Consider the following 26991-nt stretch of genomic DNA (forward strand, 5'->3'; position numbering starts at 1 on the left):
GACGCATGAAGCGGACTAATACTAATCGGTCGAGGACTTAACCAAGTAATTGGTGTTCCGGTTCATATGAAGATATTTGATATTGTCTAGTTTTGAGAGCACAAGTTTCTCAATAGTATGGTGACGATGGCGAGAAGGATACACCTGTTCCCATGTCGAACACAGAAGTTAAGCTTCTTAGCGCCGAGAGTAGTTGGGGGATCGCTCCCTGCAAGGGTAGGACGTTGCCATGCGATTATTCCGACATAGCTCAGTTGGTAGAGCGCTTGACTGTTAATCAAGATGTCGACGGTTCGAGCCCGCCTGTCGGAGTTATCTACGGTAAGCCATGGAGAGTTGTCCGAGTGGCTGAAGGAGCAGCATTGGAAATGCTGTAAACGGGTTATACCTGTTTCAAGGGTTCGAATCCCTTACTCTCCGTTAGTTAGATATAATAAATATGACCCCTTGGTCAAGTGGTTTAAGACACTGCCCTTTCACGGCAGTAACATGGGTTCGAATCCCGTAGGGGTCATTATGGAGGATTAGCTCAGTTGGGAGAGCGTCTGCCTTACAAGCAGAGGGTCACAGGTTCGAGCCCTGTATCCTCCATCTGATGAGAGTTACTCATCAATAATTTAATAGACTCCATCATGAAGAATGATATGGCTCGGTAGCTCAGTCGGTAGAGCAATGGATTGAAGCTCCATGTGTCGGCGGTTCGATTCCGTCCCGCGCCATTTATGGAGGGGTAGCGAAGTCTGGCTAAACGCGGCGGACTGTAAATCCGCTCCTTCGGGTTCGGTGGTTCGAATCCACTCCCCTCCATTCTTTATAGGGATATAGTTTAATGGTAGAACAACGGTCTCCAAAACCGTCGGTGTGGGTTCAACTCCTACTATCCCTGCCATGATGGCGGTAGTGGCGAAGTGGTTAACGCACCGGATTGTGGCTCCGGCACGCGTGGGTTCGATTCCCACCTACCGCCCTTTGATTGGGTTATAGCCAAGTGGTAAGGCAATGGACTTTGACTCCATCATGCGCTGGTTCGAATCCAGCTAACCCAGTTGGGTTTGGGCAATAAATGATGGCGGTATAGCCAAGTGGTAAGGCAGAGGTCTGCAAAACCTTCATCACCGGTTCAAATCCGGTTACCGCCTTTCCTGAAAAGGTTATAATCCTGATCAGATTTATGTTCCATCTAGTTATTATTTTGCCGGCGTGGCGGAATTGGCAGACGCGCTGGACTCAAAATCCAGTTCCCGTTGAGGGAGTATCGGTTCGACCCCGATCGCCGGTACTAAGAGGTTTTCAGGAAGCTCTAAGTACCTTTAAGAAGTCGTTATATCGTTGATATAACGACTTTTTTGTATTCTTAGAATCATGCGAAAATAGGCAAAATGATTTTTGGGTGAACTTTCCAATTGCAAAGAATAAATTTACAATATTAGCATTGCATGAATATGAACGTAGAAATAGTCTCGTAAGCATCGAAAAGCCCTGTATTAGCATAAATCATGCTAACATAGGGCTTTTCATATTATGGTAGGTCTTTAAAACGAATCCATCCATCTAAAACTTGCTCGTTGCACTCGGTGATAACTGAAGTAGTTGGTTTAAGTCCATGGTGCTTGTTCTGCTTTGTGACTCGCTAGTGAGTTGTAATGTGTTTCTGAACCGCAGCTAGTCAAATAATGGTAACGGTGCCAAAAAATCGATATCTGTTCGTTCGCTGGCGGCGCCTTCTGCTAAAATTGCCATCTGCTTGACCACTTGGGCGCCAGCTTGGTGTAGGAGGGCGTTGGCAGCTGTCAACGAGCCCCCACTGCTAATGACGTCGTCGATAATGATAACGCGCTTATGATTGATTAGTGCGGCGTCAGTACCATCTAAAACTAGCTGTTGTGGGGTGCTGGTCGTAATTGCGCTTACCGGTTCGATAAGCGGGTGCTGCATGTAATCCTTACGATTCTTACGTAAAACGATAAAGCGAGGGTGGTTTGTGGCCTGGCTTAGTGCCTGGGCTAGCGGAATGCCCTTACTTTCCATCGTGACTAAATAATCAAATTTAGTGGTAGTTAGCCGTTGACTGAGCTGACGGGCAGCATAGTCGGTCAGCTCAGCGTCGCCCAATAGAACGAAAGAGGCGATGCTAGTCGTGGCATTTAATCGAATCAATGGTAACTGCCGTGTCAGCGATCCTAATGTTAACTGATAAGTTTGCATATTTATAACCCCAATCCAATTAATGGTAAACCAAATTTTAGGAGTGCCCCGGTCATTAGCCCCGCGAATGGATCGACAAGGGCGGTCACGACGAGCGTTACGCCTGCAACCGTACTTAACGAGCCGTGCAAAGCGGTGGTTGCATTTTCCGGGAAAATGACAATGGTCCCTAAGATAAACAAAAAACCGGCGATTGCAGTGCTAGGCACAACTTTTCCCAGCTTTGGCAGCCATCCCAGTAATAGAATCAGCATCATGATCAACATCATTAGGATACCCGCGATTACTGGTTCAGGCGCGCTGGCTGTCGCGGAAATAATCGTTTCTACTGGCGCACCACCCAGAAGGCTAGTTCCCAGGTCTGCTAATGCCTGACTACTAGTCAGTAGATTTAGATTGACCGGGTTGGGGTGTTGTCCCGTCATTTGGCCAGTAATTAAGCCGTACGAGAGGTTAGCACCGATATTAAGACAAGCTAGACTCAGAGCACCTCGCAGGATTTTAAAACTGAACTGTGGCCTGACAAATTGTAATTTGCAGGTCGTCACATGTTCCGGTAGTGCGACGCGATAATGTGTCGTCGCTGCGTAACAGCTGGTTCCAATCACTGAAACGGCAATTGTCCATACTAAATCTTTACTGATCAAATAAGTCACACCCGCCAAGCCGATTGACAGCCACCCAAATTGGGGTTGTTCGTGCGCCATTTGCAACGCGATTTTAGCCAACATCAGGCCAACTCCTGCCATCATCGCTGCCATAAGCTGATTGCCCAGACTATGAACGATGAGCGGCAGAGTACCGGTCAAGCCAATCACGAACATCAGACTCGCACCTAAAAAGATAATCGACGACCGTTCGCGTAAATCGTGTCCCAGGTGCCCGACTAGTGCGAGGGATTCCGCTTGAAATGAAACCGGTGCAACTGAACTAGCCACGCCGTTGATTAAACCAACTAATCCGAATGAAAATGCAGTCGGAAAGACCGCAAAACCGAGACTCATCGCCATAATTCCTTGTGGGATCCCGTTTAAAACGACCCCGATTGCTGCCAATAGATCCGCCAACCAATGCATATTAATACCGCCTTTTTTTGTTTATACGAATAATATACGACTGATTAGGGTTTAAATCCAGCAAATTTAGGACAAAGTCAGAATAATATTGTTTGTTAACTATTTATAGTTCGTGTTTTCACGAATCACGATTAGTTGGCGCACGCTCGCAAATGGGGTATACTTAGTGCTAATTAGTGAAGGAGGGGTGGCACCATGCCAACGATTAAAGATTATTACTTGCCAAAGCGGCCAACATTATTATTTTCGTTGCATCCAGAACCAACACAAGCGATTATCAATGGCACCAAGATTCTGGAATATCGTCGGCGTTTTTTTGCACGTCCGTTTCAAGCATTTGTCTATACAACGGGGGATAATGGGGGAATTCAACTCTTTTTGCGTTGTGATCAGGGTCTGCAACTCGTGCCTGAACAATTAGCGCTTGTGGGCGCATTGTTACAGCATGACGCGCCCACAACCACCGCGGCTTATTTTGAAGGCGCTAAAGCCGGATTGGCGTTACCGATTACGGCTTTTACAACCTTACCTAACATTCCGTTGGCACAGTTACGTCGTCAGTTTGAAAACTTTGTTACGCCGCGGAGTTATGTCTTCTTAGATCAGCCTGACCGGCAAGCACAGTTGGATTGGCTATTAACGCAACCCTGTGAGTCGCTAACTATTTTGGACTGGCGCAAACGGTATGCAGCACTGGCGACTTTGTTACAAAAATGAAGCCAAGCTTGTCTTAATCGGGCTGCAACTAGTGCGCCGGTTATAAGAATCAAACAGCCACTCGTTGTGTATTTGCTGAGTAAAAGGACTTAGCTGTGACAACTGCCGCAAACGAGTAGTCATTTAGCATGACTGATTGGATTTGATCGTAAAAAAAGAACCTGCCACAAGTGGTCAGGTTCTCAGATTAATTAGAGCATTTTTTCATAGACGTAGCAAACGTCATCGACATGGTATACACCGACCATTTCGCCAACTCGCTTGAAGTTCATCTTTGCAATCAGATGTTGCATCGCTTGATTGTCGGCATGAGTATCGATACGGATGCTCTTGATTTCAGGATGATCCGCAGCAATATGAGCAATGATTTTTTCGAATAATTGAGTGGCATAACCATGACCTGCATGGCTAGAATGAATCGCGACTCGGTGAATCACGACGTAAGGTGCCGTGGTATTTAACCATTCGGCCTTCGCAGTATCGTAAGTTTCGTCTGGTGAAGGCACGACAGCGACAGCGCCGACCGTTGCGTTGTCGTCGGCATTGAATAAGTATGCTGATCCTTGCATGATGTCGGCCGTGATTTGTTTGCGAGACGGGTAGTCGCCTTGCCACTGGTTGACCCCAGCTTCAGCAAGTTGATTACGGCCGTCACTCAGAATGTCGATGATCGTATCGAGATCATCGAGGGTCGCTTTTTTAAAGTACATAATTCTAGCTCCTCTCTTGAACAGCGATTGACTGCCGAAGCAGTAATCGACTTTTAAAAGTATACAGAATTTTTAGAAAAATGAAACTATTTTCTACCGATTCTTAGGAGATTTTCAGTGACGATTTTCAAGTAAAATCTTGCGCGCTTCTCGGGCCATGTCATGTTGCGTATTATAAGCAGCGACCGCACTCGGTGCATATTGGTAAGTATTAGTCCGCAAAGTTTGTTCATAGAATTCGAAGTAGGGTAAGTGGGTATTTTGCGCAATCGTGATAGCACGCTGCCAATCGAAATCTACGGCGCGGTAATCAGCATGCTGGAGGCCAGTCTTATCAATTGTCAGAAGCAAGTAGTTTGCTCGTGGTTGGCGTAGGTGGGGATTAATGGCAGTCGGAAGACCAACTGTCCCGGCGTTTAGAATCAACTGTCCCGTGGTTGCGTAGCGCATGATGGGCTGGTGTGTGTGCGCGTAGATGACGATATCGACATCGCCTTCAGCGGCTTGGTCAAAGTTGGCCTGACTGGCAGTTGGTGCGAGCGCGTGTCCACTAGCGACGGTCGGTAAAACGTGTTGGAGACGGATGGTTAACGGGCCGACGTGTTTGATGACTGTCATTGGTAAGTTCAGTAACCGTTCAAAGTGTGTCGAACTCAGCTGGCGCCGATCAAAAGCGGTGAGAACCGTTGCCATAATTTGTTTGGGTTTAGTAAACGTGTTGGGATTGGCTGCCATTACTTTTTGGTAGTTTTCCTCGTGATTTCCGAGAACGTAGGCGGTGGGGTGAACGCGGTCTAGTAAGGTGAGACAGCGCTCCGATTCTGGCCCGCGAACGGTCATGTCGCCTACTGTCCAGTATTCGTCAACGTGTTGTTTCTGGGCGTCTGCTAAGACTGCTTCGAGTGCAGTAGCGTTACCGTGAACGTCAGATAGGACTGCAATTTTTACCATGTTGAGATGCTTCCTTTCTACTATGTAATCTAAACTCTGGTGAGATGTTTTATTCTGGTAAACGTGGGTTTTAAAAATTTATGAATGTAACCACTATGAAAAGCCATCGTAACTTTTATCTGTTATAATGGGTATGAAACGAAGTAATATATAGCACGTATATTCAAGCCAATTCGTTTCGTGCCGTGGTTATCCTTGCGATAATCACGGTTTTTATTTTACCATAGTGCCTTATGATTAGTTTGGTTGGTGTCATTTAATTGTATCAGTACATGGAATGCGGGTGGGTTACCACACATGTAATTGCCCAGAGTTCAAGGTGACTTACATATGGTGTGATATTGTTTAAACTGAATGGATTGCTTCTAAATATAGTGGTTAAACTAATTGTTTGTGAAAGAGGTTTTGGATAAATGATGACACCTTACAAAAAAGTTAACGTAACGGATGCGCCTCGACTAAAGCTGGCAATTAATTTGACTAGTGTCTTGTTGTCTTTTCAATGTTATTTAGTAATATGATTCGAGCCAGCACCATTGATATTGGGCATGTAGCTTGGCTAAAATGGTCATTTTAGCAATTGGGACTGTTGCGATTCATGGGTGCGGGTTGTACTGGGGAATTTTTACCTAGCATAGCAACTAGTGATAACGTTGCGATACTGTCTGATAGAAGATACATTGCGGGGTATGACTATTTATCGCTAAAAATTGGGAAATTAGTATCCACGATAATTGAGTTGGAGTATCAAAAGGCCATCAACCTGCGTATATGCTTCGCGGTTGACGGCCTTTAGTTTAGTGCTGAAGTCAAAGTAGCTATGTGAATGGATCTCATCTCAAAACAAGCTATACACCAAATAAATATTCAACACCGTAATAATTCCGGCCAGTCCATATCCCACCCACGTTACCGTTGGGCGATTAACGTGGGCCTTCATCAGGCTGGCGTCATTTGTCAGCGCAACTAGTGGCAACAAGGTAAAGGGGAGGGCGATGCTGAGTGCCACTTGCGCGTAAATGATCAAGTTTTCAAAGGCAGCGTCACTAAAGCCGACTAACATACCGATAATCAGAATCGGAATTAGCGTGACAGCGCGAGTAAGCAGCCGGCGTTGCCATAGCGGTAAGCGGATGTGTAAATAACCTTCCATGACGATCTGACCAGCTAAGGTGCTGGTGATGGATGAAATTAGGCCGGTAATTAGTAGGGCTAATGCAAATAACCAGCTCATGACCTGGCTAGCAAGGGCGCCAACCACGGTGGTACTTTTTAACCCATCGAAGACGGCCTGCAGACTCGCTAACGCGTTGGTGTGACCGAAGAAAAGCGTCCCACCAAGGACGAGCAAAAGTGCGTTGATGAGAAAAGCCGCAATCAAGTGCACTGTTGAGTCCCAATTGGCGAAGCGCAGTGCTTCTGTGACTTGGGCTGGATTATGATAATCATAACGCCGGCTTTGTGCAAGCGATGAGTGTAAGTATAAGTTATGTGGCATGATGGTTGCGCCCAAGATTCCGAGACTGAGGACTAGTGCGGTATGATTTTTGACGATCAATGGTGTTGGAACTAAGCCGAGCAACACGTTGCCAAATTGAACGTGGGCCCGTCCCACCTCGATACCAAAAATAATGCCGACGGTCAAAATAGCGACGAGGACGATTACTTCGACACGCCGAATGCCAAATCTCAAAAACAACAAGACAACTAAGACGTCCGCAATCGTCAGTAAAATTCCTGCAAGTAGTGGTAAGCCGAATAACATTTTTAAGGCGATTGCGGTTCCAATTACGCCCGTCATATCAGTCGCCATCATCGCGACTTCGTTTAAAATCCACGCGGCGTAACGCACGGGCCGGGGCAGCTTGCTAGCGATGGCTTGTGCTAAGTCTTGCCGGGCTACAACGCCTAGCCTGATTGCCAGGCCTTGCATGAACATGGCGACAATGATGGCTAATGCGAGCACGGCTAAAAGCCGGTACTGAAACTGACCGCCACCGGCTAGGGATGTCAACCAGTTGCCGGGATCCATATAGCCGACTGCCACTAGTGCACCGGGACCGCTATAGGCTAAAAATTTGCGCCAAAAGGCCGTCTGATGAACGTCGGGAACCGCGACGCTCTGATTGATTTCTTCAAGACTTTGATGACGATGCGATTGCATGGTTCGACGCCTCCTGCTTTTGGATAGCGAGGTCAGCCAGAAATTGGCTGAAGCCGGTATCCTTATTCATCGGTGGTACTAAGTCAAACCGATCACCACCGCTTGCCCGAAAGGTTTGATAATTTTGAACGTAGTCTTCCTCGAGGGTTTCCAAGCAGTCCACGACAAAGGATGGCGTAACTACTAATACGTTGCGTTTGCCAAGTTCGACCAACTGCATGAGCTCATTTTTTAAGTAAGGCTTCAACCACGGCATCGGTCCGAACTTGGACTGATACGCCGTAATGACCTTATCAGCTGGTAATTCTGGTCGCTCCGTCAACACAGCTTTGGTCGTTGCCTCACATTCTCGTTGATAGGGATCACCATGGCGTACCATTGCAGTGGGGATGCTGTGGTAGCTGAAGATGACCGCATCATAATGATGCGCCTGATAGCTTTGCCAGACTTTGGTTGCTAGTAAGTGAATGTAGGTCGGTTGGTCGTAGAAACTGTCGATAAAGGTGTGTGGTAATCCAGTTGCTTCAACTTGACGATGGATGCCGCCGTGCGTGCTCTGGGTGTATTGCGGAAAAAGTGGTAAAATAATTGGCTTTTCACACCCATCAGCAACCATGGCTTTCAAGGTCGCACCGATATCGGGTTGACCGTACGTCATTGCTAGTCGGACGTCCCAATCGGGTAATGCTGCTTGTACTTGTTGGCAGATGGCTTGACTGTAGACGATTAATGGTGAGCCTTGTGGGAGCCAACTATCCTGATAAAAGGTGGCCGAACGCCAAGAACGGGTCGGTAAGATAATACCACGCAACAGCGGTTGCCAGAGTGCGGCTGGCATCTCGATGACGCTTGGATCACTTAAGAATTCTTGTAAGTATGCTTTGACATCCTTAGTCCGTGGGGATGCCGGGGAGCCTAAATTGACGAGTAATAATCCTGGGTGCATAGAAACCCCTCCAATGCTCTTGATAAATTAATCATAGCATAATCGTCAGCTTGTATACGGGGTTAATGGTTTGTTTATTCGATTATCTAGTGATAATCAATTTACTGCTGAAATAAATAAAATCTCTTGCTAGCAACTGGCCGGGCTAGCAAGAGATCTGAAATTGATATTTGGTTTTGTTGCAGTTCAAAAATCGGTGCCGTCGGCTGGATCGTACTTTAAAAGTAGATTCAGAAATGCCAGCAAAAGCCATGACCATGTTCGTTTTCAGGTCGTCAGCATCAAAAGACGATTGCTGGGTGGACTTGGTGAGTTGAGCTGACTAACGGGCTTACTTTGCGGCGTGGGTCCGTCGATAACGTTGATTGAGATAGTAGCCTAGATAGCAAATCGCCACGAAGGGAATGGTGTAATACAAGGCAATCCGCTGGTTAGGGTCAAACCAAATCAAGATACAAGAGAGCCCACTTAAGATAAAGGCCAGCCACGGGACGACCGGGTAGCCGGGCGTTTTAAAGGTCAATTGATCAAGCGACTGCCCACTTTTCAGGTAGGTTTTGCGGAAGTTGATCTCCGAAAGGGCAATTGCCATCCAAACAATGACGACGGCAAGTCCTGAAATGGATACTAAGACCAGGTACACCGAACCGGCGGCATAGACACTCGACAATAGGGCCAGAATGCCACCCAGCATGCTAGTAATTAGGGCGACTAACGGCACATCACGCTTCGTGGTTCGTTTGAAAACCTTTGGAATGGTTCCCTCGTTCGCAAGTGACCACAGCATGCGGGTAGACGCGTAGAGGCCAGAATTAGCGGCCGACATAATGGCGGTCAATACGACGAAATTCATTAAATCAGCGGCGTAGGGAATCCCAATCGCTTTGAAGACGAGCACGAATGGACTTTGCGTCACACCTGCTTGTTTGTAAGGAATCAGTGCGGCCATGACGGACATGCTACCGATGAAGAAAATAATCAGGCGCCAGAGGGCCGTTTTGATTGCGGTCGGAATGGTGTGGGCCGGATCCTTAGTCTCACCAGCTGTAATTCCAATTAGCTCAGTTCCGGAAAAGGCAAAGTTGACCGTTAGCATAGTCGTAAAGACGCCACCAAAACCATTGGGGAACCAACCGTTACGCGTATAGTTGCTCAGAAACGGGGCACTGGTATGACCGTGAAGTGGCAGGATACCGACCATTGCCAGTCCGCCTAACACAATAAAAGCAATGATCGCGATGACTTTGATACTGGCAAACCAGAATTCCGCTTCCGCAAACCAGCGTACGGAGAGGGCGTTAACGGTGAAGATGACCACCATAAAGACGAGGCTCCAGATCCAGGTCGCAATGTGCGGAAACCACGTTTGCATGATGAGCCCCGCTGCTGTAAATTCTGAACCGAGGGCAATCGTCCAAGTCAACCAATATAGGATGGCAACCGTAAAGCCTGTGCCGGGACCAATATATTTTTTCGCATAGACGTGAAACGCCCCGGTGTAGGGCATTGCAACTGACAGCTCACCTAGACAGAGCATGACGAGATAGACGAGGATGGCTCCAATGGTATAGGCGAGCAGGGTCCCAATTGGCCCCGCTTGATGAATCGTGTAACCGGAACTTAAAAATAATCCGGTCCCAATCACGCCACCGAGCGAAATCATCAGTACGTGTCGTGATTCCATCTGGCGACTGAGGTGGGTTTGTTTTGACATAATGTACCGGCCTTCCTTACTTGCAGAATTAATATGATTAGACTATGATTAGAAAATCAACAATGTTATTAGAATAACATAATTTATAAGTAGAAAGGAAGGCAATTATTGCAATGCTTTCATTAACTGAACAATTGAACCGGGGCCCAGTCGTCTCGGACGGTGCGATGGCTACGGAATTAGAAAAACGGGGCGTGGCAACCAATAGCGCACTGTGGTCAGCCACGGCAATGTTGGACCATCCGGATGCGATTCAAGCGGTCCATCAGAGCTATCTGGATGCGGGCGCAAAAATCATGACAACTAATACATACCAGGCCAACGTCCCTGCATTTGAGCAGGCTGGTATTGCTGCCGCACAAGCGCGTCAATTGATACAACAGGCGGTGACAATTGCGCATACGGCGCGTGATGCTAGTCATGTCACGGATGCTGTGATTGCTGGTAGTATTGGCCCGTACGGTGCTTACTTAGCGGATGGTAGTGAGTATACGGGTGCATATCAGTTAACGCCGAGTGCTTATCAAGACTTTCACCGCGAACGCCTGGCGTTGATCATGGCCGCCGGGGTGGACGTGCTTGCATTAGAAACGATGCCACGTTTAGACGAAGTACAGGCTTTGGTACAACTAATCACAACCACTTGGCCGCAACAACCATACTGGGTAAGCTTTAGTATCAAGGATCCACAGACATTATGTGATGGGACGTCATTAGCTGCGACCGCAAAGTGGGTGGCGGCCCAGCCGAACGTGGTCGCTGTGGGGGTCAATTGCACTACGCTGGAAAACATTGCACCAGCGTTAGCCACTTTGAAGGCGGCTGTAGCGGTTCCGTTGATCGTTTATCCTAATTCTGGTGATCAATATGATCCCGTGACGAAGACTTGGCAAGAAACTCATTTGAGTCATCAATTTGCATCCTTTGTCCCCCAGTGGTTAGCCGCCGGGGCCCGCATTATCGGCGGCTGTTGTCGCACAACGCCGAAGGATATTGCGACGGTGGCACGGGCTCTCAGTGTTTCGGATTCCGCCAAGCTTTGAAAAATGTTAAGAAATGACGGTGTTTTAGTTCATGGTGGGCGTGTCTCCGAGATCTAAGTTGTCTTGGGGTGTTCGTTACATACTAATTATTGATTTAATTATATTTGAGCAAAACAATACCTAGCGTGCTGAGCGTCACTAGGTATGGCTAGCAATTTAATTGAAACTGGTGAAAAATCACTAGTCGGGCACTGCTGATACGGTAGTTGTTCACGACTAGCGATTTTTGTATGTCAATAAAACTGTTCATATCTTGGTCGAGTAACGTAAAATATGGTAGGGTAAAGATAGTGTATAGATATAACAGATGAAGTGGTCAATCGTCCGTGCGTACTCGAAGTTTTTGAACTCGGTGACAGGATGAGTTGATTTTTCAGATTGAGAAGGGAACGGCTAGGTGATGTATTATTTTGTGGGTACTGGTTTAGGATTGAAATTGACGGGAATTGAAAAGGCACAGTTGAACCGACTGGCGCTATTTGACGCCACTGGTTATCAGGCTCGATGCGTCTATGTCACTTATAATCCGCGTTTACATGAGCATGCGGCCCGCTTTGGTGCGGAAGGAAAATGCTTTAGTTTGTATGATTTCTTTCAGGGGACGATGCCTGAAGCAGTGACTAAAATCCATCATGATTGGATGCACTATTGGCAAGCTGTTTGTCACTTTAAGGTGATTCAGGTTCCAAATACGACGGATTTTCGCGTCCTGGATACCGATGGTCAATATTTGATGTACGTTCATTTTGTGGACGCCGGGCGACAACAATTGGATTATGTCAATTATTTTGATAATCAGGGTGTTAAAGTCCGACGCGAATTTTATGATAACCGGGGCTTCCTGAGCCGGACAAGCTTTTTAGTGAAACATCAGGAAGTGCACACAGAAGTGTATTATGATTTACAAGGGCAAGTCAAAATTATCAAACAGTATGATATTACCGGGCCAGAGCCAAAACTACGACTGATTACGTTGAAGAACTATCAACAAAGAGACTTTTTCTTCAATACCGAACAGGCTTTTCAGACATTCTTCTTCAATGAATTGGCCACTGCTGATGACGTCTATTTCTGTGATCGTAACCGACAAACGGCGGCGGCCTTAGGTCATACGCGCCCCGCAATTCGCGTGTGTTCAGTCTTACATAGCACGCATCTACGGATTGGTGAGGACGTGGTAAGTGGGCATTTGAAATCGGTCTATCGGTATGTCCTAGCCCATCCAGACCAATTTCACCGAATTATTGTGTCGACCGAGCATCAAAAGCGTGATTTATTGGCCCGCTATGATAATTTACCACCAGTTGTCGTGATTCCAGTCGGCTATACAACGGTTCATCCGTTTAAAATTGATGGTCGTGACCTGCACCGAATTATTAGTGTGGCGCGCTATTCGCCGGAAAAGCAATTACCACATCAACTGGAAGTGGTTCGTCGGTTAGTTGGTGAATTTCCCGACTTGACTTTGCAGTTGTTTGGGCATGGGCAAAAGATTGAAATGCAAATGCGTCAATTTATTCAGGCCAATCAGCTAGAAAAAAATATTGTTATTCGGGGTTTCTTGCCCAATCTGGCAGAAGAGTACCAGCGGGCAAGCCTCGCCTTAATGACGAGTGTGGAAGAGGGTTTTTCGCTAGCCACAATGGAAGCTGAAAGCTATGGCGTGCCGGTTATTGGCTATCGAATTGCGTACGGGCCGGAAGATATTATCGAAGATGGCGTTAACGGGTACTTAGTGACACCCAATGATGTTGATGAGTTGACAATGAAAGTTCGTCAGTATTTACAGCACCCTGAACGACAAGCACAACTGATTACGAATGCCTACAATTCAGCAACTCGTTACAGCAAGCAGACAATTATTGAAAAGTGGCGCCAGTTAATAGCAGCACTTTAAGAACTGGTGATAGGGGCAAACAAGGCGTCTACCTAGTTTGAGAGACTAGGTAGACGCCTTGTTGTTATCTAGATATTAATAAAGTAATAAAATCAGTGCCAACTGAACGGCTACGTTGATCATGAGATGTAACCGAGTACGGCCAAAGGACTGTTGACTGAACCAAACAGCAATCGTGATGAGAATTGCAACGATCGTTTGCCAGGTCAGCGGCTGCAGGAAGATGGTAATAACAAGTAGCAGGCCAGTGATGGCCGAAATCAATTGATTGATTTGGCGTTGACGGCTGAAGCTCGGAACGTATAGGAAGACATAACTAGCCAGCATGGGGGTCAGCTTCCAGAGAAAAGTAGTTGATAAATAGTTATTTTGTAAATCGAAGACGGCCACTGGGATCGTGAACGTCATGATGACGCCGAAAACGACTAGACCAAAGTAGTTTTGCATACCGAAGCGTGGAACAGCCATCACGAGCAACCACGCACTGCACGTTAATAGCAGGTACAGTAGTTCGGATTCCTTGGCAATAATGTTGGTAAATGCAAAGGCCACGGTAATTCCAATTGCAATGAGGCTCCACTGGGGAGCAATCCGCTGATCTAAGATAATGAAGACCGCGGCGGCCACGGCTAAGGTGTAGCCAATCAGTGGTAACTGCGCGGCTGAAAATGAGGCCGTTTGAAATGAGCGCCCGTAATCGAGGGCGGCCCACCAACTAATGATGCTTTGAACGATGGTAAAGATCGCCAAGGCGATGTAATCGCGTTTAATATGTAATTTTCCGATTCGAATCATATTGTCAACACTCTCTAATTAGGATAATGAGTTAATCGTACCGGTCGGGGCAGTTCCCGTCAATAATTTGACAGAAATCTTTAAAAAAAATGGTGATTGTGATAACCTTATATAGTTATGAGCCGTTCCCGAAAGGATAAGTTTAGCTTGTTCAATGAAGAATAAGTGATGCTTAGATGCCTTGTAACCGAAATTATCAAGGGGGAATTTATTGTGAGTGAAAGACACTTATTTACATCTGAATCTGTCTCTGAAGGTCATCCTGATAAGATTGCTGACCAAATCAGTGACGCTATCTTGGACGCAATGTTAGCCCAGGATCCACAAGCACGGGTCGCTGTTGAAACTTCAGTGACGACTGGATTAGTGCTGGTCTTCGGTGAAGTTTCGACCAAGGCCTACGTTGATATTCAAAAGGTCGTGCGTGACACGATCAAGTCGATTGGCTATGTTGACGGTCAATACGGCTTTGACGGTGACAACTGTGCCGTCCTTGTCTCATTGGATGAACAATCACCAGATATCGCGCAAGGGGTCGATGATTCCTTGGAGACGCGTTCTGGCGATGCTGACCCATTAGATCAAATCGGTGCTGGTGATCAAGGGATGATGTTTGGTTATGCCATCAACGAAACCCCTGAATTAATGCCACTGCCAATCGCATTGAGCCATCGGTTGATGCGTAAAATTGCAGCGCTACGTAAGGATGGTACCATTAAGTGGTTACGTCCAGATGCTAAGGCCCAAGTCACGGTCGAATATGACGAAGACAACCAACCTAAGCGAATCGACACGGTGGTCTTGTCTACTCAGCATGATCCTGATGTTGATTTGGACACGATCCGGCAAACGGTCATTGATCAAGTCATCAAGGCTGTGTTACCAGCTGATTTATTAGATGACCAAACTAAGTATCTTGTGAACCCAACTGGTCGTTTTGTTATTGGTGGTCCTCAAGGGGATGCCGGTTTGACTGGTCGGAAAGTCATCGTGGATACGTACGGTGGTTTTGCCCATCATGGTGGTGGTGCCTTTTCTGGTAAGGACGCGACCAAGGTTGATCGTTCTGCAAGTTACGCTGCTCGTTACATTGCCAAAAACGTTGTGGCTGCCGGTTTAGCTGATCAGGTCGAAGTGCAATTGGCATATGCCATCGGGGTTGCCGAACCAGTTTCGATTGCAGTGGATACTGCCGGGACCGGGAAGGTTAGTGATGAAGCGTTGATTAACGCCATTCGCGAAAACTTTGATTTACGCCCAGCTGGGATTATCAAAATGCTCGATTTGCAACGGCCAATTTATCGGCAAACTGCGGCATACGGCCACTTTGGTCGGACCGATATTGATTTGCCATGGGAACATACTGATAAAGTGGATGCCCTAAAAGCAGCATTTAAATAATGCGGTAACGTTGATTCGTTACGGTCTGTAGGTACTCGACGCTAAAAGCGACCTTTTTTCAAGGTCGCTTTTTTTGCGGGCTATTTTAGATGCATGGGGTTTTAAAATGATTGATAGAGAAGGAGAATTACTAAGATGCAACAGCGTAAAACTAACGTAATGGCGGTTACGGTTGCCATTTACGTCGCGACGTTTATGAGTGCGATTGAAGGGACGATCGTGTCGACCGCCTTGCCAACGATTGTTGGTGATTTACACGGGGTTTCATTGATGAATTGGGTTTTCTCAATTTATTTGTTGACTAATGCGATGATGACGCCAATTTATGGAAAGCTGACTGACTTGGTCGGCCGAAAACCAGTGATGCAAGCCGGACTAATTATTTTTATTATTGGGTCTATGATGAGCGGTTTGTCTAATTCGATGCCGGTGCTAATTTTTTGGCGGGCCATTCAGGGGATCGGTGCCGGGGCGCTAATGCCAGTCTCAATGACAATTATCGCAGATATTTATTCATTCGAACGCCGGGCCAAAGTGCTAGGCTTCAATAGTTCAGCGTGGGGCATTGCTTCAGTGCTGGCACCGCTGATTGGTGGACTAATTGTCGATAAGCTCAGCTGGCATTGGATTTTCTTCATTAATGTGCCAGTTGGGTTGATCACCCTTTTCCTATTTCAATTTTATTTACGAGAACCCAAACGTCACAATAACGTGAAAATCGACTACTTGGGTAGCTTTTGGCTGATGCTCTTCTTGCTGTGCTTGATGCTAAGCTTCCAACTATTGGGAAACGCCACTATCAGTTGGGTGGCCGTTGGGACTGCTTGGATCATTAGTGCGCTCAGTTTGTGGCTATTTATTCGTCGTGAAAGTCGCACGGATGAACCAGTGATTTCGATGGATTTATTCAAAAACCACACGTTTATTATTCAGAATGCCGTGGCGGCCTTAGTCAGTGGTTTCCTAATGGCCGTTGAAGTTTATATTCCAACTTGGACTCAGGGGATACTGGGTGTACCGGCTTCTTTGGCGGGATTCGCAGTGACACCGAGCTCGTTAATGTGGATCGTCGGGTCATTCGTGACGGGGCGGTTATTGGCAAAGTGGGCGCCGAGACGGATTTTGTATCTGAGTTTGGCTTTCATTCTCGTGACAAGCATTTGCTTAGCGTGGTTGCCAGTTAATACTGCTTTCCCATGGTTCTTCCTGATCACAGCGATTGGTGGCGTGGGCTTCGGAATTACAATTACAGCAACGACCGTCACGTCGCAACACCTTGTGCCAGCTGAGAACGTGGGCGTCGCAACGTCCTTCAATACATTGAGTCGAACGATTGGTCAAACGTTGATGATTTCAATCTTTGGAATTGCGTTGAACGTTGGGATGAACCAAGGTATTCAGCACCATGCAGGAACGAACATGGCGATGATGAACAAGTTGATCAATCCACAGACAGCAACGCAATTACCGTCTCATTTGTTGCCGACACTTCATCGTATCTTATATACGGGCTTACATTGGGTCTACCTGATTGGCCTTGGTTTGGTTATTCTAGCCTTTATTGTGAATAGTTTGGATCGCGGACCACAAAAAACGGCAGCACAACACGCGGCTGATTTAAACCAAAATCAGGATTAGTCGGCTTAGTATCAACAAATTAATTGTCAAAGTGACTCATAATTTGTCGTTTATTTGATATTGACGTAAAAAAATCTGAAAAATTTTCAATAAAATTTCCATAAGTGTTATAAATAAATTTTAAGTTGTTAGACGAGTGTAATGGGCTTTATGAGGCCTATTACACTCGTTTTCATTAATATTATTTATTTGGTAACTATTTTAGGAAAATTAATGGAAAACGTGTAACAAGATTGACGGTATCAACTATTGCCAACAAAACATAATCATAGTATTATGAGTGCATAGCCTAACGATTGATGGTGTATACCAATGATGCTATATATGTGTTTTTTGTATCATATATAAACGGGTTTGATTAGGTTAGAGAAGGAAGGCAAAACCATGAAATTTCTGAGACATAAATCTTTTAGGGGAGATCCGCAAGTTCACTACAAGATGTTTAAAGTCGGCCGTACTTGGGTATTTACGGCGATGGCATCATTTGTATTGACTGCTGCACCTCAGTTAGTATCTCATGCAGATACGGTTTCGGCGGATACTAGTAGCGATACGGCAAGTAGTGCCACTAGTAGTGCCAGCTCGGGGGCGGATACGTCTTCTGCAGCAGCGAGTGCGGCGGCACTAGCTGCTGCAACGGCAAGTAGTACGTCAACTAGTACTACCAGTGACTCGTCTACGGCATCTTCTTCGAGCGAAACTGCCTCGAACAGTAATTCCGAATCTTCATCGGATAGTTCAAGCAGCGATGACAGTGCTTCAGACGCAAGTTCTGCGAGCGAAACAAGTACGACTAATGCGACAAGTACATCAAGTACTAGTAGTAGCAGTGTTTCAACGGCTAGTTCGAGCGCATCCAGCGCAAGTTCAAGTAGTAGTTCGAGCTCGTCAAGCGCTACTTCATCGAGTTTAACTGATAGCAGCAGTTCTTCCGCAGCTAGCTCAAGTACGACGAGTTTGTCAAGCAGTGCTAGCGTAGCGGCAAGTACTGTCTCGACAGCAAGCAGTGTTGCCAGCACGACTAAGTCTGCAAGTACGGCGGCTTCAACGGCAGCCATTGCAGCTTACTCGTCGGAATCGGCTGCCAGCTCAAATACCGATAGTACCGCAGCTAAGGCGGCTTCATCGTCAGCTTCATTAGCCGGTTCATACGCCACACTTGCCAGCAGTTATGCTAGTTTGGTCAATAACCTAACGACGCAAGCAGCAGTGAGTGCGGCCCAAAGTGCCTATCAAGAAGCGCTTAACGCGGCTGATTTGTCACGGCACTACAATAGTATTGCAAACATGTACTTAGACGCAATGACAAATGGTGTGGGGTCCAATGTAGATAATACATTGGCATACGCTAATGCCAACTCTTTAGCATTTAGTGCAGCCAGTGCGGCCAGTTCATACGCAGCCCTGGCTTCAACGGCCACCTCAACGGCCAGCAGTGCTGCTACCCAAGGCTTAATTAATTTAGCAAGTAGCAATTATTCCGCCGCATCTAGTGCGGCATCTGCAGCCACGGTAGCAGCCAGCTCGGCAGCTGAAGCAGCCAACAGTGCATACTTAGCCATGCAATACGACAAAAATAATACGGCCGTTACCTCAGCTTACACCGTTGCTTCTAGCACGGCAGCTGCGGCTTCAACGGCCGCGGTTAACGCAACGACCGCTGCGGTGGCAGCTTCCTCAGCCTATGCCGCGGTAAGTAGTAATGCGGCAAATAATGACTATGAAGCCACTAGTACTGCCTATGCAGTTACTTCCTCCGCCGCAACGGAGGCGCTTGGTCAATATGCCGCCGGGAGCACCGCTACTAGCACCGCTAGTTCGGCAGCCAGTTTTGCCAATAGTACTGCAATTAGTGATTTGGCGAGTGCGGCTTCTTCAAGTGCAAACGTGGCGAATACAGCAAAGAGTACGGCTTCAAGTGCGGCCAGTGTGGCAGCAACGCAAACTGGTACTCAAGCGTCAGCTTATGCTTCAAGTGCTTCAACGGCCGCTAGCTCTGCTTCATCAGCCTACGCCGTCGCAAGTACGGCTGCAAAATCTGCTGTCAGTGCTAGTGATCCTGCCACTGCGGACTCATACGCTCGGGTGGCCCAATCGGCATCTTCATTGGCTGCTAGTTACGCTGCAACTGCCGAGTCTAACGCGACTTTAGCTGCTAAGTTTTCGACGGATGTCGCTAATGAACAAACCGTTAGTTCCAATGCGACTTTAACGACGAGTACGGCAACGCAAAGTGTCTCGACTGGAGATACTGTGACAATTACCAACAAGGTGGGTTTGGACTCAGGGTATTCAGTAAGTGGTACACCAACTTATGTTTGGTACGTCTCAACGGATGGGACAACTTGGACGACCATTAGTGGTGCAACATCGGCAACGTATACAACAACTGCAACTACTTCAGGGACGTATTATTATCAAGCAGTCGTGACTGGTAAGCGAGTCACGGCATTAGTCTTCACTTCAGATTTTAAAGCAGCTGGTAATGTGATTACCATTGTTGTCACTAATCCAGAAGGGACCTACACTGAAATTGCCAGCAGTTATGCCAGCCAAGCCAACAGCGCAGCCTCAGTGGCAACCTCTCAAGCCGCCGCTGCAAGTAATGCAATCAGTTTGGCCAGTTCTTCAGCTAACTTGACGGGCTCATTAGCTAGCTACTACACGTCACAGGCTAATTCTTCATACAACGCAGCTAGCTCATATGCGAGTGTGGCTTCGGAGGCGGCAAGTATTGCAACTATGGCCAGTACTTCGGCCGCTTCTTATGAAGCCGAAGGGGCGTATACCAGTGCTAATATCTGGGCAGGAATGGCATCGAGTTATGCGAGTGTTGCAACTGAATATGCTAGTTCTGCAAGTAGTGCGGCATCTGAGGCAGCAGCTAGTCTCGATACTGCTTTGAAAAATGCGGTTAATGAAGATGGTGGTGATACCGCTGCTGATTATTTAGCATCAAGTTATGCCAGTATGGCTGCGTCATCGGCAAATGTGGCCGGTGACCAAGCCTCGTTAGCTGCATCCTATGCGGCCAACGCTGCTAATGCATATAACGTTGCTGGTTCTTCATTTAATACCACTGCAACTAGCAGTTATAATGCAGCGGCAAGTTCTGCAGCTGTAGCGGCTAGTTCATACGCTGCGGCAGCTAGTGAAGCAGCAAGTCTTGCTGCTTCATATGCAGCGGACGGGAATTATAATTCGGCTGCCTTGCAACAAAGCTACGCGGCTTTGCGTTTAACCTATGCCACAGATCAATTGAATGCTGCTTCGAGTGCGGCGAGTGCGATTACCCAAACGGTCGTGCAAGCACAATCCAGTTATTATAATTCGATTGCAACGGCTGCTTCTAGCGCAGCGTCAGCAGCTGAATCGGCAGCCGGGAACGCAATCAGTGTCGCGAGTTCATTAAGTGCAAAGTATGCGTCAAACACCACGTTGGGTAGCTCATACGTTGCACAAACTAATAATTATGCCGTGACAACTCTGGGTGCAGCGGCGGCCGCAACTTCAGCTGCGGAAATGGCAGCTCAGTATACAAGCCAGGCTTCATCGGCAGTAGCTGCGGGCGATTATGCTATGGCCAGCTCATATGTGACCAATGCCTCAGCAGCAGCTAGTGAAGCAACCTCATATGCGGCATTGTCTACATCCAATGCGGCTTTAGGTAGTACGGCGGCTAGCAACGCGACGAATTATTCAAACAATACGAATTCATATAAAAGCACTAATACGGGTAATGCAACGACAATTCTAGGGATTGTTATTTCTGGTGGGATGACTTCTCAACCCGCAGCAGTGACGTCGACCGTTTCTGGTGGGACCTTTACCTTGTCAGCTTCGTCAGCATTAGGACTAGGTGGGGTTGCACTATCATCAAAAACAACTTGGTATGTTCAAGTCAACGGCACTTGGATGACCTTAGATAAGGCCAGCGCTTATATTGAATCATATGATGCAGTTGACAGTGCTGGTTTACTGTCAACCAGTAGCTCATTAACAGTTACTATCAAAGCGGGCTATACTGGATCATTACTATTCCAAGCCGTACAAGGGTTTTCTTGGGACTTATTAAACTTGGCTACAGTTTATACATTTGCAAGTAATTTAGCGGAAGTAGATGTTTATAGTAGCAATATTCCAGCAACAAACATTTCCATAGCTGGTGATGATTACGTCATTAATCCAACGAACAGTTCGAGTGGCTCAAACGATAAGGTTACTAGCCAGTTTACATCAACGACTAACCCTGAGAATGCTACGGGAACGATTACCTGGACGACAAGTGATTCAAGCATTGCGACAATTGATGATTCTGGCCTTTTGACCGTTGTGTCTAATGGAACGGTGACAATCACAGCAACAATTACAAATGCAGACGGAACTAGCTATTCATCTTCAAAGACAATTACAATTGGTAGTGGCCTTGAGGATGCAACTGTTGATGCAGGAAGTGATTTGACGTGGGTTCCAGATGGCTCGACTACGGGTACTGGGACTAATGTTACTTATCAATGGTATTATTCTTCAACAGCGGACGGTACTGGAACAGCGCTGAGTGGTCAGACTGGTACGACACTTAATCTGTCGGATCTGACAGTAGGGCAATCCGGTTATTACTACCTAGTTATTACTGGATCCAATACGACTAACGGGACTACTACCACGACAACTGTAACTTTAGGCCGGGCTTACTTGACTGTTAATGCTGTTTCAACTGAAGCGGCAGATTCTGCAGCTAGCGAAGCAGCTAACTACGCAAATCAAGCGACGGAATATGGTTCAGTTGCTAGTTCTTATGCGAACATTGCGGGCGAATATGCAAGTAAAAACTCAGAAGCAAGCTCCTACGCAGAACAAGCAACGGCAGCAGCTTCTGATGCACAGTCAGCTGCAACAGCTGCTTCAACTGCAGCCTCTAATGCGGCAGCCGCCCAATCAAATGCAGATTCTGCGGAAGCTGCTGGCGAAAACTCGGCTGCTTCCAGTTATGCAGAGGAAGCTAAAAAGAAAGCGTCCGAAGCATCTGAAGCTAAAAAGAAAGCTTCAAGTGCCGCTGATGATGCAGGCTACTATGCTGATTTAGCTGCTAATGTTAGTGAAGATGACTCGGATAGTGATTCTGACGGCGACAGTGATTCGGATAGCGACAGTGATTCGGACTCTGACAGTGATTCGGATTCCGATAGCGACTCGGACTCGGACAGCGACTCGGACTCGGACAGTGACTCCGACTCCGACAGTGATTCCGACTCCGATAGCGACTCCGATTCTGACAGTGACTCGGACTCGGACAGCGATTCAGATAGCGACAGTGATTCCGACTCGGATAGTGATTCGGATTCCGACTCAGACAGCGATTCAGACTCCGATTCTGACAGTGATTCCGACTCGGACAGCGACTCGGATTCGGATAGTGATTCCGACTCAGACAGTGACTCGGATTCGGATAGTGATTCGGATTCAGACAGTGACTCCGACTCGGATAGTGATTCCGACTCAGACAGCGATTCAGACTCAGACAGCGATTCGGACTCGGACAGCGACTCCGATTCTGACAGTGATTCCGACTCGGATAGTGATTCGGATTCGGACAGCGATTCTGACTCGGACAGCGATTCCGATTCCGATAGTGATTCGGATTCGGATAGCGACTCCGATTCTGACAGTGATTCCGACTCTGATAGCGACTCAGATTCCGACAGTGATTCCGACTCCGATAGTGATTCGGATTCGGACAGCGATTCGGATTCGGATAGTGATTCAGACTCGGACAGCGATTCCGATTCCGACAGTGATTCGGACTCCGATAGTGATTCCGATTCCGACAGCGACTCGGACTCCGATAGTGATTCCGATTCTGACAGTGACTCGGACTCCGACAGTGATTCGGATAGCGACAGTGACTCAGATTCCGACAGTGATTCCGACTCAGACAGTGATTCGGATAGCGACAGTGACTCAGATTCCGACAGCGACTCAGACTCGGACAGTGACTCCGACTCGGACAGCGACTCGGATTCGGACAGTGATTCCGACTCAGACAGTGACTCGGATAGTGATTCGGATTCAGACAGTGATTCCGACTCCGACAGTGATTCTGATTCTGATAGTGACAGTGACTCAGACTCGGACAGCGACTCAGATTCCGATAGTGATTCCGACTCAGACAGTGATTCGGATAGCGACAGTGACTCAGATTCCGACAGCGACTCAGACTCGGACAGTGACTCCGACTCGGACAGCGACTCGGATTCGGACAGTGATTCCGACTCAGACAGTGACTCGGATAGTGATTCGGATTCAGACAGTGATTCCGACTCCGACAGTGATTCTGATTCTGATAGTGACAGTGACTCAGACTCGGACAGCGACTCAGATTCCGATAGTGATTCGGACTCGGATAGTGATTCAGATTCCGACAGCGATTCAGACTCAGACAGTGACTCAGACTCGGACAGCGACTCCGACAGTGATTCGGACTCCGACAGCGATTCGGATTCGGATAGTGATTCGGACTCCGACAGCGACTCGGATTCCGATAGTGATTCCGACTCGGACAGCGACTCGGATTCCGATAGTGATTCGGACTCCGACAGCGACTCGGATTCCGATAGTGATTCCGACTCAGACAGTGATTCTGATAGTGACAGTGACTCAGACTCGGACAGCGACTCAGATTCGGATAGTGATTCTGACTCGGATAGTGATTCAGATTCCGACAGTGACTCAGACTCTGATAGTGATTCGGATTCGGATAGCGACAGTGACTCCGACAGTGATTCTGACTCGGATAGTGACTCGGATTCTGACAGTGATTCGGACTCCGACAGTGACTCAGACTCCGACAGTGACTCAGACTCTGATAGTGATTCGGATTCCGATAGTGATTCCGATTCGGACAGTGACTCTGATTCCGATAGTGACTCGGACTCAGACAGTGATTCCGACTCAGATAGTGATTCGGATTCCGACAGCGATTCAGATAGCGACAGTGATTCCGACTCAGACAGTGATTCCGATTCCGACAGCGATTCGGATTCGGATAGTGATTCCGATTCCGACAGTGATTCCGATTCCGATAGTGACTCCGATTCGGACTCTGATAGTGATTCGGATAGCGACAGTGACTCCGACTCGGATAGTGATTCGGATTCCGACAGTGATTCGGACTCGGATAGTGACTCGGATTCCGATAGTGATTCGGACTCGGATAGTGATTCCGATTCGGACAGTGATTCCGACTCTGATAGTGATTCCGATTCTGACAGTGATTCTGACTCCGACAGCGATTCAGACTCAGATAGTGACTCAGATTCCGACAGCGATTCAGACTCGGACAGTGATTCGGATAGCGACAGCGACTCAGACTCGGACAGTGACTCAGATAGCGACAGCGATTCCGATTCTGACAGCGACTCAGACTCTGATAGTGATTCTGACTCAGACAGTGATTCGGATAGCGACAGCGATTCGGATTCCGATAGTGATTCCGACTCAGACAGTGATTCGGATTCCGACAGCGATTCAGACTCTGATAGTGATTCCGATTCTGACAGTGATTCGGATAGCGACAGCGACTCAGACTCAGACAGCGATTCAGATAGCGACAGTGATTCGGACTCGGATAGTGATTCTGATTCCGACAGCGACTCAGATTCTGACAGTGATTCGGATTCGGATAGCGATTCCGATTCCGACAGTGACTCCGACTCGGATAGTGATTCAGACTCGGATAGTGATTCCGACTCTGACAGTGATTCCGATTCTGACAGTGATTCCGACTCGGATAGCGATTCTGACTCCGATAGTGACTCAGATTCGGATAGTGATTCCGACTCAGACAGCGATTCCGATTCTGACTCCGATAGTGACTCAGATTCGGATAGTGATTCCGATTCGGACAGTGATTCGGACTCGGACAGCGATTCGGACTCGGACAGCGATTCGGACTCTGACAGTGATTCCGACTCGGATAGTGATTCGGATTCCGACAGCGACTCAGATTCTGACAGTGATTCGGATTCGGACAGCGATTCGGATTCCGACAGTGACTCGGACTCAGATAGCGATTCTGACTCGGATAGTGATTCCGATTCGGACAGCGATTCCGATTCCGACAGTGATTCGGACTCGGACAGCGATTCGGACTCGGACAGCGACTCGGATTCCGATAGCGATTCCGACTCGGATAGTGATTCGGACTCGGACAGCGACTCAGACTCAGACAGTGATTCGGATAGCGACAGTGACTCGGATTCCGATAGTGACTCCGATTCGGACAGCGATTCCGACTCAGACAGTGATTCCGATTCGGATAGTGATTCCGATTCGGACAGTGATTCAGACTCGGATAGCGATTCAGACTCCGATAGTGACTCGGATTCCGACAGTGATTCAGATTCGGACTCGGACAGCGACTCAGACTCAGACAGTGATTCGGATAGCGACAGTGACTCCGATTCGGACTCGGACAGCGATTCGGACTCGGACAGTGATTCGGATAGCGACAGTGACTCGGATTCTGATAGTGATTCGGACTCAGACAGCGACTCGGATTCCGATAGCGATTCAGACTCTGATAGTGATTCGGACTCGGACAGCGACTCAGACTCAGACAGTGATTCGGATAGCGACAGTGACTCGGATTCCGACTCTGACAGCGACTCAGACTCAGACAGTGATTCGGATAGCGACAGTGACTCCGATTCGGACTCGGACAGCGATTCGGACTCGGACAGCGATTCGGACTCGGACAGTGATTCGGATAGCGACAGTGACTCGGATTCGGATAGTGATTCGGACTCAGACAGCGATTCCGATTCTGACAGTGATTCGGATTCGGATAGCGATTCGGATTCCGACAGCGACTCGGATTCCGACAGTGATTCCGACTCGGATAGTGATTCGGATTCCGACAGTGACTCGGACTCAGATAGTGATTCAGATTCCGACAGTGACTCGGACTCAGATAGTGATTCCGACTCGGATAGTGATTCGGATTCCGACAGTGATTCCGATTCGGACAGTGACGCTGACTCAGACAGCGACTCAGGTTCCGACAACGACTCAGACTCTGACAGTGATTCGAATAGCGACAGTGACTCCGATACAATCACAGATTCAGATTCAAATGATGGAACCAATTCTGGCAATGGTAGTAATTCTGGCTCAGATGGAAGTTCCAGTTCAAATACTGGATCAGGTTCGGGCAATACGACGGGCTCTACTGGAAATAACTCAGGTACTGGCACTGGTACGACAACTTCATCGACTGCTTCTAGCAACGGTGCTGCTTCGACAAGTACGACTAGCTTGAGTGCTGCAGCAACAAGTGGCGTCTCGGCCACAGCCGCAACGTTGGCGGTTACGACACCATCCAGTGACGGTGCTGCAACAACGTCAGCAACTGCTGCTACATCAGTGGTTTATGCCGCTGCTAGCGCTCAAGACGTTGATGCAACTTCTGATCAGACTGATTCAGATTCGAAGAGTAGTAATGATTCTGATAAGGATAAGAAGTCAGCTGATACTGATAGTGCTGATGATAAGGTTGGCTCAAGTAATACTGACGAGAATGGTAAGACTGCATCTGATACAAGTAATAATGCCGGAACGATTTTCGGTGGCTTGTTGACCGCGGCTGCAGCTGCTGGACTCGGCTGGTGGTTCTTCTTGTTCGGTCGTCGTCGTAAAGATGATGATGAAGATGACGAGAATCAAAAATAGTTAAA

14 protein-coding genes, 11 tRNA genes, 1 rRNA gene and 1 riboswitch are annotated in these 26991 nt (G+C 47.5%); of the genes, 18 read left to right on the forward strand and 8 right to left on the reverse strand.

Going from position 1 to position 26991, the window contains the following annotated elements:
* Positions 1-116 precede the first annotated feature (116 nt).
* The 12 genes from rrf (at position 117) to MZO41_RS00060 (ending at position 1279) form a co-directional block, all read left to right on the forward strand.
* Positions 117-233: ribosomal RNA gene (gene rrf / locus MZO41_RS00005) — 5S ribosomal RNA — on the forward strand.
* A gap of 6 nt (positions 234-239) precedes the next feature.
* Positions 240-312 (forward strand) — tRNA-Asn (locus MZO41_RS00010).
* Positions 313-330: 18 nt separating this feature from the next.
* Positions 331-420, forward strand: a tRNA-Ser gene (locus MZO41_RS00015).
* Positions 421-441: 21 nt separating this feature from the next.
* Positions 442-514, forward strand: a tRNA-Glu gene (locus tag MZO41_RS00020).
* Between the two features lie 4 nt (positions 515-518).
* Positions 519-591: transfer RNA gene (locus MZO41_RS00025), tRNA-Val, on the forward strand.
* Between the two features lie 55 nt (positions 592-646).
* Positions 647-719, forward strand: a tRNA-Phe gene (locus tag MZO41_RS00030).
* 5 nt (positions 720-724) lie between these two features.
* Positions 725-807 (forward strand) — tRNA-Tyr (locus tag MZO41_RS00035).
* A gap of 8 nt (positions 808-815) precedes the next feature.
* Positions 816-889: transfer RNA gene (locus MZO41_RS00040), tRNA-Trp, on the forward strand.
* 5 nt (positions 890-894) lie between these two features.
* Positions 895-967: transfer RNA gene (locus tag MZO41_RS00045), tRNA-His, on the forward strand.
* A 7-nt stretch (positions 968-974) separates the two neighbouring features.
* Positions 975-1046: transfer RNA gene (locus MZO41_RS00050), tRNA-Gln, on the forward strand.
* Between the two features lie 22 nt (positions 1047-1068).
* Positions 1069-1139: transfer RNA gene (locus tag MZO41_RS00055), tRNA-Cys, on the forward strand.
* A gap of 55 nt (positions 1140-1194) precedes the next feature.
* Positions 1195-1279, forward strand: a tRNA-Leu gene (locus MZO41_RS00060).
* A 383-nt stretch (positions 1280-1662) separates the two neighbouring features.
* Here the strand turns inward: MZO41_RS00060 and MZO41_RS00065 are convergent.
* Complete coding sequence (locus MZO41_RS00065; RefSeq protein ID WP_003644211.1) at positions 1663-2205, reverse strand: phosphoribosyltransferase family protein; 543 nt, start codon at positions 2203-2205, stop codon at positions 1663-1665.
* A 2-nt stretch (positions 2206-2207) separates the two neighbouring features.
* Positions 2208-3281 carry an integral membrane protein gene (locus MZO41_RS00070; protein WP_022638051.1) on the reverse strand — a complete coding sequence of 358 codons (1074 nt, stop codon included), beginning with the start codon at positions 3279-3281 and terminating at the stop codon, positions 2208-2210.
* Positions 3282-3476: 195 nt separating this feature from the next.
* On the opposite strand from MZO41_RS00070, the gene MZO41_RS00075 reads away from it, so the two are divergent.
* Positions 3477-3998 carry a hypothetical protein gene (locus MZO41_RS00075; protein ID WP_003645282.1) on the forward strand — a complete coding sequence of 174 codons (522 nt, stop codon included), beginning with the start codon at positions 3477-3479 and terminating at the stop codon, positions 3996-3998.
* A 191-nt stretch (positions 3999-4189) separates the two neighbouring features.
* On the opposite strand, the gene MZO41_RS00080 is transcribed toward MZO41_RS00075, so the two are convergent.
* The 5 genes from MZO41_RS00080 to MZO41_RS00100 form a co-directional block, all read right to left on the reverse strand.
* Positions 4190-4708: a GNAT family N-acetyltransferase gene (locus MZO41_RS00080; RefSeq protein ID WP_003643199.1), complete on the reverse strand. Its 519-nt coding sequence runs from the start codon at positions 4706-4708 to the stop codon at positions 4190-4192.
* 114 nt (positions 4709-4822) lie between these two features.
* A complete protein-coding gene (locus MZO41_RS00085) occupies positions 4823-5659 on the reverse strand; it encodes a metallophosphoesterase family protein (protein WP_128650926.1) in 837 nt (278 codons plus the stop codon).
* Positions 5660-6497: 838 nt separating this feature from the next.
* The gene (locus MZO41_RS00090) at positions 6498-7823 is read right to left on the reverse strand and encodes an Nramp family divalent metal transporter (RefSeq protein WP_013355427.1); all 1326 of its coding nucleotides are present in this window, start codon (positions 7821-7823) and stop codon (positions 6498-6500) included.
* Positions 7795-8769 (reverse strand): ferrochelatase, encoded by a 975-nt coding sequence (gene hemH / locus MZO41_RS00095; RefSeq protein ID WP_013355428.1) that lies wholly within the window; start codon positions 8767-8769, stop codon positions 7795-7797. Before hemH ends, MZO41_RS00090 begins: the two co-directional genes overlap by 29 nt.
* A 331-nt stretch (positions 8770-9100) precedes the next feature.
* On the reverse strand, positions 9101-10483 hold the full coding sequence (locus MZO41_RS00100) for an amino acid permease (RefSeq protein WP_013355429.1): 1383 nt from the start codon (positions 10481-10483) through the stop codon (positions 9101-9103).
* A gap of 113 nt (positions 10484-10596) precedes the next feature.
* Here MZO41_RS00100 and mmuM point away from each other — a divergent pair, with 113 nt between their 5' ends.
* Positions 10597-11526 (forward strand): homocysteine S-methyltransferase, encoded by a 930-nt coding sequence (mmuM, locus tag MZO41_RS00105; protein WP_013355430.1) that lies wholly within the window; start codon positions 10597-10599, stop codon positions 11524-11526.
* 400 nt (positions 11527-11926) lie between these two features.
* Entirely contained in the window at positions 11927-13423 is a 1497-nt protein-coding gene (locus tag MZO41_RS00110) for a glycosyltransferase (protein WP_013355431.1), read from the forward strand.
* 75 nt (positions 13424-13498) lie between these two features.
* Here the strand turns inward: MZO41_RS00110 and MZO41_RS00115 are convergent, their stop codons facing one another.
* Positions 13499-14218, reverse strand: a complete 720-nt coding sequence (locus tag MZO41_RS00115) for a hypothetical protein (protein ID WP_252129632.1) — start codon at positions 14216-14218, stop codon at positions 13499-13501.
* 110 nt (positions 14219-14328) lie between these two features.
* Positions 14329-14434, forward strand: a riboswitch (SMK box riboswitch).
* Between MZO41_RS00115 and metK the strand changes: the two genes are divergently transcribed.
* The 3 genes from metK (at position 14432) to MZO41_RS00130 (ending at position 26986) form a co-directional block, all read left to right on the forward strand.
* Entirely contained in the window at positions 14432-15619 is a 1188-nt protein-coding gene (metK, locus tag MZO41_RS00120) for a methionine adenosyltransferase (RefSeq protein ID WP_003644222.1), read from the forward strand. (Overlaps the previous riboswitch by 3 nt.)
* Before the next feature lie 135 nt (positions 15620-15754).
* Positions 15755-17257 carry an MDR family MFS transporter gene (locus tag MZO41_RS00125; RefSeq protein WP_003643189.1) on the forward strand — a complete coding sequence of 501 codons (1503 nt, stop codon included), beginning with the start codon at positions 15755-15757 and terminating at the stop codon, positions 17255-17257.
* A gap of 384 nt (positions 17258-17641) precedes the next feature.
* Complete coding sequence (locus MZO41_RS00130; protein WP_252129633.1) at positions 17642-26986, forward strand: lp_1303a family serine-rich repeat glycoprotein adhesin; 9345 nt, start codon at positions 17642-17644, stop codon at positions 26984-26986.
* Positions 26987-26991 lie beyond the last annotated feature (5 nt).

The organism is Lactiplantibacillus sp. C232 (genome assembly GCF_023806725.1).
GTDB classification, from domain to species: Bacteria; Bacillota; Bacilli; order Lactobacillales; family Lactobacillaceae; genus Lactiplantibacillus; species Lactiplantibacillus plantarum.